This window comes from Bradyrhizobium sp. USDA 4011 (assembly GCF_054063415.1).
Map to the genome: position 1 here is coordinate 80,321 of NZ_JBSSGG010000002.1, position 12,085 is coordinate 92,405.

Sequence of the window (12,085 nt, forward strand, 5' to 3'; positions counted from 1 at the left end):
CTGTTCTCGGTGCTGGTGCGGAACAGGGTTGATGGGCTGGCAGCGTCTGCCACACCCGAGCCCCTGCCTCGACGGGCGAGCTTGAAGAGGCACCCATGACCGACGACCGCAAGACCGGTCGACGATAGGCAGTTGCGCGGCTCTCAGCCGGCGCCGTCTCGCGGCGGGCGTCGCAGCGCGACGACCTTGGCCTCGCGCGATCGGTCAAGCTCGTCCTGCAGACCGGCTATCACCGCATCCCGCTCGGCGATCTGCAGCGTCAGCACCTGGATGTGCTGGGCGAGCGTGCGGGCGAGGCCGCGCAGCTCGGCGATCTCGGCGCCGCGCACGGCGCGCAGCTCGGCCTCGAGCGCGCGGATGCGCTCCTTGAGGGCTCTCGGAGTGGCTCGCCGGTGGCGTGCTTCGGCGGCACGGAACTCGGCGAGAACATCGACCGCACGGTTCGCCGTCGCCCGGCTGACTCCGGCCTCGCGCGCCAGGTTGGCGACGGTCAGCGCGCCGTCGGTGCGCTCGGGGCGGCCGTCGAGCAGCCGTGCCATCGCCGCCCGCAGCGCCGCCTCGCTCTTCGGGCCGAGCGCGCTCATGCGGCGCCCTCTATCAGGGGTGCGATGAGCCGGCGTTTGCGTTCGTTGTCGCGCGCGATGGCTTCGCGTTGCAACGGCGACAGGCGCCGGTCGGCAAGCAGCCCTTCGCCCTCGGCGATCGAGGCCTGCCACGGCTCGCGATGCCGGGCGGTCAGACAGGCGTTCGGGCAGCGATCGGGACTGCATCGGGAAAGCGCCGGCGCCGTTCGCTCGGGATCCGCCACGTCCGTGAGGCAGAGGGCGGTCGCCGCATCGAAGAGGCAGTCATTGAGGAAGCCGACATGCAACGTCCGTCCGAGATGGGCGAGCGTGGTGCGCAACCGCTTGCGGTCCATGATCCGGCCGGGAAGATCACCGATCTCGTCGTGGACGCGGGCGAACTCCCGTCGCAATCGCGCCGCACCCGGTCCGGCCGGACCTTCGTCGCGCAGATAGGCCTCGTAATGGGCGACAATGTCGTCGAGCTGGCCGAGCGCGCGCTCGCGCTCGACGGCGAGGCGGAAGTCGGCCCGCGCCGATCCGGCATAACCTTCGAACATGGCGACCGAGGCGTGCTTGTACTGGATCTTGCCGGCGATGGTGCCGAACGGCCGGTTGGCGATGTACCAGGAAATTGTGCGGCGCAGCTGCCGCGTCGTGAACTTCCACGGCTCGTCGCCGGGGCGCGGGATCGCTGGTCCGCCTTCCGAACGCGCGTCCAGGCCGTCGCGGAACAGATTGAGCGTTGCCGTTGCGCCCATGCCGAGGTGATCGGCGCTCCAGGGCCAATCCTTCAGCGTCACCCACAGGGACGAGAGTCCCTTCTCCTTGCGATTGCGCGCCGAGAGCACCTCCATGACTTCCACGGCGCGGGCGACCGGCTCAATGGTGATCCAGTCGGCCGTCACGCCGCGCGGGCCATGGCGCTTGTAGACGGTGCTGCGCACCCGATAGCGTTCGACCAGGCCGTCGCCGCTACGCACCGGCGACACGCAGCCCGGCTGCATCGCCTGCACCTCGCTGTCGCGCATGCCGGTGAGATAGGCGCAGACGATATAGCAGGCGCCCTGCAGCATCCGCTCCTCGCGGGCGAGACTGAGGCCGTCGAAGCGCTCGCGCCATGACAGGCCGGTGTCCGGATCAATGGAGATCGGCGTATCGAGACCGCCAACCTCGGTTCCGAGCTCGGCAGCCATCTCCTCGATCAGTCGCGCGGTCGCCTCGGACTGGCTGACGCGGCCGCTCTCCGGCGCACCGGCGTGCAGCCGCATCAAGTGCAGATTGTAGGGTGGCAGCTCCTGGCCGGTCAGCGGATCGATCCGGCGGGCGGCGTTGGGCGCGCGCTCCCAGATCGGGATACCCCGGCCGGCAGCCCGGCGCGCGTCGAGCCACTTCGCCACGCGGGCCCGATAGGTCCTGGCGACGGCCCGTCCGGTCTGCTGATCCCGCGCCATCAGCCGGGCGCAGCGGGCCTCGAGAGCATCCAGCTCCGCCCGCGCCGCGAGAATGTCGGGTGCATAGATCTCAACATACTTGAGCGCCCAGCGAAGCATGGCGCCGATGACCGGCTCGGGAATGCGCGGCGTGGCGTTCTCGGCAGGCGCCGGCGGCCGGCCGGCGACACGGTGCGCGGCGCGCCCGCGCCACGGCAGAAAGCCGATACCGCCGCCGGTCAGCCACGGCGCCAGGTGGTGCAGGTCAATCGGCACCTCGACATACTTCACCGTCTCGTGGGGCGTTCTCCGGCCGCCGTCGCGGGCATGCACCAGATAGGCGTCGAGCAAAGCCGGATCCACTCGGCCGAGGTCGACGGCGCCGAGCTGCGTCCGAAGGAACGCGGCAAAGTGCTGGATGTAGCGCAGAAGCCGGATCGCCGAGGTCGCGCCGCAGGGCGCACGATATCCCGGCAAGTGGATGCGCAGACGGGCGATTACATACTCTTTCGCCAGACGGCGCGTGACCGGATCGGCGATGCGGGCGAAGTTGAGCCGGTAATTGCTGTAGCGCGCGTTCACCCGGAAGATGGCGGCGCTCAAATCCCAGTGATCGTCACCGAAACGGTGGAGCTGCGCGCGGTCGGCATCGTCCCTGATTGCGACGCCGGCGAGCACGGGCTCGTCGTCACTGTAAATGACCGAGGGCAAAGAAGGTCTGGCTGGAAGTGTGATCGGTGCTGGCATCATGGCGCTCCCGCTTCAGGCGGAAGGTAGATCAGCCTCGGGTCCGCAGCCGCAGCCTGTCGCGCCTCATCAATCTCGGCTTCGCTGAACCGGGGCAGGATCTGATCGGCGATCCGGCCATGAACGCGGCCGAACTTGGTCGTCCAGTCGGCTTCGGTGAGCGCTTGTCTCTGCGTCCTGATAAAGCTGAGGAACGACAGCAGCGCGGGCAGCTTGCGGGCCGTGATCACCGCGTTGCTGCATTCGAGACAGCCCCAAAAGGGCGACGGACAGGCTTCGCCCTCTGGGCCGAACGGGCTCGCGTAGAACCCGCCGCAACTGGCGAGCCAGACATCCTGTTCGCCGCGGAGCAACGCGGTGACAGCGGCGGCGCCGGAAATGGGAAGACCGGTCGCGTGGTCGGGATCGACCCGGACGGCCGCTTCCTCGTCCGGCGACAGCACGCAGGGACGCAGGGCTGCGTCAAGCGCATCGCTCATGGCGTCGGCGATCGTGGCTTCGTGAATATGGCGAAGCGCGGGAATGTCGGCGTAGTGATTGGCCGCAACCGCGGTGCTGTGCCCAACGGCAAAGCGCTCGAGCTGGCCGCCCGTGCGCCGGTACCATGCCGCCTTGTGAGTCTTGCGCAGGCGAGTCAGGTTGAGACGAAGGGGCTGGTCCTGTTCATCGCGGATGTCATGCCGGCGGGTCCATGAAGCCACAGGCTCCTTCATGCCAAGCACGCGCGGGATCAAGCGGCCCCAGGCGTAGTGGACCCAGAGCGTATCGGCGCCGAGCCGGTCTCGCGCCGGGCCGGTCCACTGCAGCACCTTGCGGATCAGACCGCCCGGAGTCGAGGAACCGCCGTCGCGCACGCGCAGCCGCTTCCACTCAGCGCCGCGCGCCCGCCGCTTACAATACTCAATCTCGACATAGCCACCCGCCGGATTCTTCAGGCAATCTGCCCGCAGGTCCTTGATCGCTTCGATCTCGAGCCCCGTGTCGAGCGAGACAAGGACTATGAGCGACACGAGGTCGGCGGCGAGCAGGTGCCGGCGGCCATGCAGATCGTGGATCAGGCGATCGTTCGGCAAGCCGCTCTCACGGCGGAGTGTGTAGAGCCGCTTGAAGAGAGGATGCCTGTGCCCAATGACGCCTTCCGCATCGATCGCCGCCATGGCCGCTTCGTGTGCCGCCGCGAGCGCGCTGCTTCGAAAGGCGTCCTCGACCGTCGGCATTCGATCTGCGTCAGCGAAGCGACGGATGATGGCGGCCAGATCGGTGCGTGCCGCGGTCCGCAACGCCTTCGCGATATCGTCGCCATAGGCATCACGCGGCCGGGCGCGCACGCCCGGCCGGTCGCTCGTGTACATCAAGCGCCGCGAGGCATCGGGCGGCAGGCGGCCGGGCTCGGCGGCTTCGGCGAGCCGCAGCAAGTTGAGCACCTTGCTCATCCGGTGCAGCCGGTGATTGGGATGCAGGCCGCTCTCCTCCATCCAGGCGTCGAAGCCGTCGATGCAGGCGGCGCTCACGTCGGACAATCTGACGACGTGGGGACTAACGGCGTCGAGATACCGCCAGAACGTCTTAAGCGCATTGGCATAGGCGGAAGCGGTCGAGATCGAGCCGGCCGGACCGCCGACCTGGCAGGCGCGCCAGAGAGCACCGGCAAAACTCCGGGCCAACGCCCTGCGGCCGCTGAGCATCGTCAGGTCGATTGTCTTGCTACGGTCCGCAAGCGTGACGGAGAAGCGCAGCGACGCGATCGCAGCGACGGCTTCACCCTCGGGGTCGGGCAAGGCTTCGGGAAACAGTGCACGGCGGCCCGGCCACCGCTTTAAGGCAGTCATCGCGGCAATCATGCGGCATCTCCAGCCGTATCTTCTGCCCAGCGATCCGCGGCCGCCTCGACCAGCTCCTGCGCCTCGGCAAGGCTGTCGAGATAGATGTAGGTGCTGGTCACGCTGGCGTGCCCCAGCAGGTGCTGCAGCTTCTGCAGCGGATCGCAGAGAATCCGCCGGTAGGCCGCGCCGTGCCGGTCCTGCGGATCGAACACCGAGCCGATCTGCTCGCGGATCAGCATGGAGAGCATGTTGCCGGCGAAGGTATGCCGCAAGGTATGCGGCGTCACGTCGATCTCGATGCCGAAGCGACGACAGCGGACGCAGGCCCGGCGGAAGGCAGCTTCCCAGGTGGCCGGCGGGACAGGCTGGCCGCATTCGGTCAGCCAGAGCACGGCATGCTGCGCCGTAGCGGGTGCACCGATCAGCACGCGCCGGCGCTCGCGTGGCGTCAGGCGGTCGACCCGAACACGCTTGCCTGCGTCATCTCTTACCTTCCTGTCCACCGGCATTAGCCAGAGCGGATCGGACAGCGCCGGTTCGGACCGGGAGGCGGAAATCGTGCGCTCGAAGTCGATGTAGTCGGCGATCATCCTCAGCACCCTGCGGGGAATAGGGATGCGCCGTGGCCGTCCGCCCTTGGCGATCGGACCGGCAAGATCGAACGGCGCTGAGCGCGATCCAGCCTCGGTCAGGCGCGGAAGCTCCGTCAGGAGCAGGCTGCCGGCCTCGGTCAGCCGCAAACCGGTCGTGACGAGAAGCTCGGCGAAGAGGGCGTTCCGCTCCCCATTGCGGCCACGCCACGCAGGATCCTCGGAACCGTCCGGCAGACGTCCTCTCAGCCCGACGTCGCGAAAAAGCAGGTAGCGGCCGAGGTCAATGTATCGGGTATCGTGCCGACGCGCTGCGCGCTCACGTGCCCGGTTCGTCGTGACGGCCACCATGGCGCGCCTACCCGACGCCCGCCGTAGCGCGACGCCGTAGCCGAAGGGCGAGGTCGTGATGATCTCCTCTTCAACGGCCCAGCGATAAAGCTTGTCAAGCGCGGCAACGCAACGGTTCCAGCTCGACGCCGAAATGCGGTATGCGGCGTCCGACAGGCGCCGTGCCCGATGAAACGCCAACACGTCATGGCGGTCGGCCTGCCAGACCGTCTTGCCGCCGCGGCGTTCGTGGAGGAAGCGTGCCCAAACAAGAATATCGCGTGCGTAGGAGCGCCACGTGTTCGGCGATCGCGCCCCCATAGCGGGACAGGCGCGGAAGAACCGGTTGAGATCAAGATCGTAGCTGCCGTCATCCATCAGGATGAAGGGCATGTCATCGATCAGCCCGGCGCGCTCGGCCGTGTCAAGCGCGCCGGGCGCAGTGTTCACTGCGAAACCATCTATGGAAAGCGGGCGCGAAACAGCGCCAAGGTCGGTAAAATATAACTGCACGCACGATACCTGAACGGAGCGCCTTCGGCGCAACTCTTTTGTTTGGAATGCGAGGGGTTCCCCTCGCGCTCTCCCGTTCGCCACGTGGCAGGGGTGCAGGACTTTGCCTGCACCCCATGAACAAGCTTGTGGAGTCGCCGCCGCGTCAAGCGTTGTCCTCGCTTACGCTGCGGGAACGCTTGACTCGGACGTCTGAAGAGCCTCATCGGAACCGCCGATGATGCCTCCCCATGCCTGATTCTGAGACAGGATCACAGTGTCAGGATAATGCGATCAGCTCTTCGCGCGCGCGTTCGCTACGATCCTTGCTGTAACGGCTGAGATCGCGATTGACGCGGTGAGCGGGAGCGGTCCAATGCACAGTCTCATGCGCTCTGACGGCGACATACGAGGCCGTGTCGCGAAAACTGTCGATCATTGGCATCTGGATGTGATCGGACGAGGGCACGTAAAAGGCCATCGAGCCGCCGTGCCGAACGATCGCGCCGGTGTTAGCAAAGAAAGCGTCGGCGTGCGCGTTGCGCTCGATCGTTGATGCGATAGCGGCCGGCCGCCCGTAGTAATGCTCGGGCAAGCCATCGATTTGATCAACGCAAAAGACGGTATAGGCTTTGAGAAAGGGGATATCTTTTTCGACTTCGTCGCCGTGAGCGTCGGTCTCGGACTTGGTGAAGCGGCTCGCATAGACCACAGTGCTGCCGGTCTCGCCTTTGCGGACATGCGCGCCGAGTTCGCTGGCCTGCTTGAACGTCATCCAGATCGGAGATCGGAAGCCGCGCGCGACGGCCTCTGACCAAAGCAAAACGACGTTGATGCCCGAATAGGGTTGGCCGTTGTGTCGCAGCGGACGGGTGATGTGGCCCGCGATATTCGGGGCAGTCCAAGGTTGAACCCAGGGGCGCACGCCGCGTTCGAGCTCGGCGACAATGCGGTCCGTGATGCGGGCATACAGGTCGCCTCGCGCCTTTTCTCCGTTCCTGTTCATTATAGTAACCTCCGTTCGGGAGGCCGCGCCCATCGCGGCTCCTCACGAGGTCCGCCACCGCCGGGCCCAAAGTCCGCGCACCCGAAGGGCCGAAGCAGCGCGAAGGACGGCGAAGCCGTTGCGCGGACATTGGGTCCGGCGCAGGACCACGGACCGGGAGGAGCCGATGATGGCGAGCAGCACGGACGGCGGCTGCCTTCGTTGCAGTGGCGACACGAAAAAGGGCCGGTCTGGCGGGACCGGTCCGTCGGTGGCCGAAGGAAAAGGCGCGGGGCCGAAGCCCCGCGCTGGTCGGTCAGTCGAACGCGGACATCTGCGCCTTGGCCGCTTTCCGGCCGACGGTATCGGTCGTGTTGTCGACAGGCCGCTCGAAAGGTTTCCAGGCCTCGCCGATGACCTTTTCGTAGGCGGCGACGGCGCCTTCGGCCGCCATGCGAAGCGCGTGAGCCTGGGCGCCCATGTCGGCGGCGAATTCACGCTTGCGCTGTGCCTGGCTATCGAAGCCGACTGGACCGTCGAGGTCCTCATCGCGGCTGTCGTTGGCGAGTTTGGCGGTCGCATCTCGCGCTTCAGTAACTGCTCGGGTGTAGAACTGGCCGGCTCCGTGCGCGGACCCGACATAAGCACCGACGATCCGTTGAAGGTGGATCTGCATGGCGCGTTCACTTAGGCCGTCCCTGAGCGCGTCGGCGGTCTCGATGATGAACCGCTCATGCAAATAGCGGATGCCGTCGCTGTCGAGGATCGCCAGGCCGAAGCTTTCGGAGATGCGTTGTGCCTGTGCGGAGTCTGGACAGGCGAGCCGGACCATTTCGAGCGTGGTGCCCTTGCGAAGCGGGATGACACGGGCGCTGGCGCGCGCGGAACGGGCAGTTTTGGTCATGGTGAGATCCTTTCTCGGTTTCGCCTTGGGAGCTTCGGCCCGCGGCCGTCGCTCCCTCGGGTGCGGTCGACCAGAACCGGCGCGAGCGGGCCGCTTCAGGGGGCGGCGGTTGCACGGCGAGCATGGGCGGGGTGCGGCCGAGCGGGCCTTTAGGTCTGCGAAGGCCGCGGCCCCCCATGTCGAGACGGCGGCCGCCGATCGCTTGCGACTTGCCCTTGAAGCGGACCGCGGCCGGTTTAGACCGCAGCACAAACCGAGGGAGCGATGGCCGGGGGTCTACGCTCGACCGCGAACCGGGATTGGCTCGCCATGACCGGCCGTTTTCCTCCAAGCTCGCCGTTTCGTCCGTGCCGCCAAGGCCTCGCCGACATGATGTCCGCCCGGACGCAGCATCGTCACGACGCCGCCACGCTGCTGTGGCGCGATCGCAGAGCGACGATCGCTAGCTCCTGCCACTCGAGCTTGCGCATCAGGGCATCGATTTCGCCACGCCGCGCCAGTGTGAGCTCCGCAACATGTTGCTGGAACAGCCGCTCGTCGGCGCGGGTCCAGGTTAACGCGCCGCGCCGAGACTGTCGCCGCTTCACGCGATCGGTGACCGTCATGCGCTCCGCGCGGGAGACGATCTGGCGTTCGATGATGCGAAGGTGGCGACGCGTGTCGCCCTCGGACGCCTCGATCCTCGCCTGCAGCATGCGTTGTTGCATCGCCTCGTTCATGGAATCGTCTTCCGTAGCCTTTCCCGGAGCGAAGACGCGCTGAACTCCGGCGCGTGGACGGAGAGCCGCACGGCAAGCTTCCACGCGTCATCTCCGCTGTAATGCCGTTCGAGCCGCGGGTGCCAGACGACGAGGACGGGCGCGATGCCGTCCTCGTCGGTGGCCTCGCGCCAGCCAAAGGCTTTGGCGATGCGATGCCATGGCATAGGTCACCTCCATCCGACGAAGTTCGAGGGGCCGTCGTAGAGACGGTGCCGCGCGTCATCGATGACGAAGCCGAAGCGGCCCGGGCGGTATTCGTCGGAAGGGACGAGATAGCGGCGCTGTTCGGCCGCGCGGCGATCGCCACCAAGTGTGGCGACGCATTCCGTCATGCCGGCCTGGTGGTCAGAGCGGATGGCAGAGATCACGACCCAGCAGATGGCATGATCGCGTTCGAAGTCACGCCGATCCTTCTCGTGGGATTCGCCCGGTCGAAGGGGCCGGCCGTGAATCGCCTCCCAAGCGTCGCGATACCAATCCCGGATCGTCCGTTCAGCGCAGCGCCGTTCGTAATCGGTGAACAGCTCCGGGAAGGCCTGCGCGATGGCCGCCCAGGCGCAGTCCTCCTCGTACCAACCGTCAGGCGCGCGAAGGGCAGGGTGGACCCTCGCGTTGTGGGCGGCGTCGAGATGGAAACCGCCGTGCCCCGCGGTGGAATGTGCGACCACGCCGTCCGAATAGAGGGTCGCGCCCTGCGATACGCCCCAGGGCGTATTTGCGCGGGAGCGAACCTCTCGCCGGCCGAGCGCGGCCCGCTGGCGCTGATGTTCGGCATTCTCATGCACACGCGCCCGGAAGGCGGTTTCGTCTTCCAGCTCGCCGCCATGACCGTAAAAGTCGGCGCGTATCCACTGTTCCATCGACCCGTGCAACCGCCAGGCCGATGCGAGATAATAGCGCCCATCGGCACCCGGCATCATGACAAAGGCGTTGTCACCAACCCTGGCCACGAGAAGACCGTCATGGGTGCGGGCAAACAAAACCTCCGCCGAGGCGCGCGTGGGATCCTCGATGTGAGGGGCGGGTTGCGGCGTGTTCATGCCGCCCTCCCTTCAGCCGTGCACGAGCTCTCATTGGCAGTGACCTCTTCGAGTACGGCGTCGGAATAGCGATGCGACGCGAGCCACGCTTCGGCGGCGGCGCGTGTGTCGGCGAGGTGTAGAAGTTCGGCATCGGCGCCGACGCGATTGAGAACGCGCACCTGTCCGGGTTTCGGACGTTCGATCACGGTGAATGTCAGCGGCGAATTCACCGAGAAGGTCTTGAAGACCTTCAGGACGATGACGCCGGCACTGCCGAAGTCGCCCTGGTGCAGCGTGATGCTTGCCGGCGTCATATGCGCGCCGACGATGTGCGGCTCGCTTTTGCGGACGAGGCGACCGCCATTGTTGTTATTCTCCCAGGCAGCGAGCTTCTTTTTGAAGCGCTCGGGCGGCCGCGGTGTACCGTCCGAATAGCGGATGAAAGAGCCGAGCGGCATGCGGTCGTAGATCTCTTGTGCGGACATATCGTCCTCCTGTCAGAGCGTTGAAGACGGAACCGCCGCCGGACCAGGCCGGCGGCGGCGAGTGTTCGAAAGAAGAGAGAGGGTCTACTCGGCCGCGAGGGCGAAGGAGTCGGCCGGCTCGGAGATTGCATCGTCACCGGCGACGTCCTCGCCCAAGGTGTCTTCTTCTTCGCCGGTGTCAGACTCGTCGGGCGCATCGTCGAATTCGTCCGCGTCAGCCGCGGAGAAGCGGTCAATCCAGGCCGCGATCTTGTCTGGCGCGGGGGCGAACAACGCCACGGAATGCACAAGGCGCCCATCGGCGAAGTGCTTGACGAGCTCGGCGCGCGTGTCCTTTACCCGCGGGCGCGGCAGCACGGGCGTGCTGCCGCAAACCGCTTCGAGAGCGGTGCGAGACAGGCAGGATAGGAACTCCTCCGTACCCATATTTGGCAGGAAGCTATCGGCACCGATCGCTTCGCCTGCGACCCGCGCGACGATGCCGCTGTCGGAGCGGTTCTCGCGGCACGACAACACGTCGATCAGCACCGCACGGGCCACCTGCTGGAGAGTCTCGCGGTCGAAGGCGAGCTTTCCGTCCTTGTCGATCAGGCGCGCGCCGTGCCGCTCGATGCGCGCGTAGCCATCGGCGTTGCCGGAGGTCGTGCTGACATTCTGGCCGGCGAAGGCGAGCACGAGCAGCGCGAGCAGCGTGTCGTCCTCGATTGGCGCCCGGCCGAGCGCCTCGTGCAAGGCGTCGGTGCGAAGGTCGCCGATCATCTCCATGCCCCGCCGTGTCACGTCGGGGCGCGCCTTCGGCGCTTCCGCGGCGCCGTCGTCGGACGTGGCCACGTCGGTTTTCTTCGGCGTCGGCATGCGGTAGCAGACGGACTGCACCTTGCCATCGCGATCAAGATACATCGCAGTATGGTCGGATTTGCCGGGCTTGCCATAGACACGGTCGGCCTTTGGCGGCAGCTTCGGCTGGCCATACTCATTGACCTCGACGATGGCCCCGCGCTTGGGCAGATGGCTCGCCATCCATTCGTGCTGTGCGCCGAGATAGGCCTCGACATCGGTCGTGTAGCGGCTGTCCTCGTCGGCCGGCGCGAACAGATCCTCCTGCCAAAGGATGCCATAGGCCTGGGCGAGGTCTTCGCCGAAGCTTGCATCGCGCGCGTACATCCGCGTCTTGGTCAGCGCCTGCGCGACGCTCCACCATGAAACCTGGGGATTGGCCTTGCTCGGCTTGTGTTTCTTCCAGACCTCCTTCTGATCCTCGAGCGAGGCCGAGGCGATGGTTCGAAGCTGGCGTTCGTCGGGCATGTCGCCTTTCGCCATCTGGTCCAGCATTGCCGGCAGCACGTTGGCGAGCAGGCGCAGCTTCTTGATCTGCCGCACCGGCTGCGCGAGCGCGACGCCGATCGCCTCCTCGGTCCAGCCGAGCGCGACGAGCCGTTCGATGGCACGCCACTGGTCGACCGGATTGAGCGGCTCATGCGCCAACGTCTCGGCGAGCGACCGCATGGCGCCGCCATCTTCAGCACGGTCAACGACGAGGACCGCGATCTCCTCGAGGCCGGCGCCAATAGCCTGCTTCACGCGCCGGTGCCCGGCATCGATGACGTAACCGTTGCCGCCGTCGCTCTCGGGAGCCACCACGGGCGGCTGGACGATGCCAACCGCCTTGATCGTGGCGAGCAGCAAGGCGTCGGCCTGAGGATTGGATTTGGAGTGGCGCGCCTTGTCGGGGTTCTCCTTCAGCGCGCGCGGATCGACGAATCTCAGTTCCATGGCAATGCTCCATCGAGGGGTTTGGCCCGCCGCCTCGGCCGGCCTTCTTCGTCTTCTTCCCGAAGACCCCCTCCGGCCCGCAGGGCGGTCGGAGCGGCGCAACTGCCGGCGAGCATCCCTGCCCGGCAGGCGTGAGCAGGGCGCCGTAGCGCGCCTTGCGAGCGCGCCGTGGCCGGG

10 protein-coding genes and 1 pseudogene are annotated in these 12,085 nt (G+C 66.8%); all 11 read right to left on the reverse strand.

All coding sequences use genetic code 11. The annotated features are described in order from the left end of the window. Nucleotides 1–143: 143 nt before the first annotated feature. Entirely contained in the window at nucleotides 144–584 is a 441-nt protein-coding gene (locus ACVW1C_RS40765; RefSeq protein WP_089172863.1) for a hypothetical protein, read from the reverse strand. Further along, on the reverse strand, nucleotides 581–2,707 hold the full coding sequence (locus ACVW1C_RS40770; RefSeq protein WP_254985788.1) for a hypothetical protein: 2,127 nt from the start codon (nucleotides 2,705–2,707) through the stop codon (nucleotides 581–583). The genes ACVW1C_RS40765 and ACVW1C_RS40770 overlap by 4 nt, the downstream gene beginning before the upstream one ends. Nucleotides 2,708–2,742: 35 nt before the next feature. Further along, on the reverse strand, nucleotides 2,743–4,584 hold the full coding sequence (locus ACVW1C_RS40775; RefSeq protein WP_089172861.1) for a hypothetical protein: 1,842 nt from the start codon (nucleotides 4,582–4,584) through the stop codon (nucleotides 2,743–2,745). Continuing rightward, the gene (locus tag ACVW1C_RS40780; protein WP_254985791.1) at nucleotides 4,581–5,936 is read right to left on the reverse strand and encodes a tyrosine-type recombinase/integrase; all 1,356 of its coding nucleotides are present in this window, start codon (nucleotides 5,934–5,936) and stop codon (nucleotides 4,581–4,583) included. Before ACVW1C_RS40780 ends, ACVW1C_RS40775 begins: the two co-directional genes overlap by 4 nt. A 331-nt stretch (nucleotides 5,937–6,267) precedes the next feature. Next, nucleotides 6,268–6,984 (reverse strand): annotated as a pseudogene (locus tag ACVW1C_RS40785) (ArdC family protein); the annotation flags it as partial. 295 nt (nucleotides 6,985–7,279) lie between these two features. Then, on the reverse strand, nucleotides 7,280–7,867 hold the full coding sequence (locus ACVW1C_RS40790) for a hypothetical protein (protein ID WP_319335167.1): 588 nt from the start codon (nucleotides 7,865–7,867) through the stop codon (nucleotides 7,280–7,282). A gap of 395 nt (nucleotides 7,868–8,262) precedes the next feature. Beyond that, nucleotides 8,263–8,586, reverse strand: a complete 324-nt coding sequence (locus ACVW1C_RS40795) for a hypothetical protein (protein WP_319335169.1) — start codon at nucleotides 8,584–8,586, stop codon at nucleotides 8,263–8,265. Beyond that, complete coding sequence (locus ACVW1C_RS40800; protein ID WP_319335172.1) at nucleotides 8,583–8,792, reverse strand: hypothetical protein; 210 nt, start codon at nucleotides 8,790–8,792, stop codon at nucleotides 8,583–8,585. The genes ACVW1C_RS40795 and ACVW1C_RS40800 overlap by 4 nt, the downstream gene beginning before the upstream one ends. A 3-nt stretch (nucleotides 8,793–8,795) precedes the next feature. Next, nucleotides 8,796–9,668 (reverse strand): DUF7007 domain-containing protein, encoded by an 873-nt coding sequence (locus ACVW1C_RS40805; protein WP_456763314.1) that lies wholly within the window; start codon nucleotides 9,666–9,668, stop codon nucleotides 8,796–8,798. Further along, nucleotides 9,665–10,135, reverse strand: coding sequence for a hypothetical protein (locus ACVW1C_RS40810; RefSeq protein WP_319335176.1), 471 nt, complete (start codon nucleotides 10,133–10,135; stop codon nucleotides 9,665–9,667). The genes ACVW1C_RS40805 and ACVW1C_RS40810 overlap by 4 nt, the downstream gene beginning before the upstream one ends. 84 nt (nucleotides 10,136–10,219) lie before the next feature. Continuing rightward, nucleotides 10,220–11,908, reverse strand: coding sequence for a ParB N-terminal domain-containing protein (locus ACVW1C_RS40815; protein ID WP_319335179.1), 1,689 nt, complete (start codon nucleotides 11,906–11,908; stop codon nucleotides 10,220–10,222). Nucleotides 11,909–12,085: the final 177 nt, after the last annotated feature.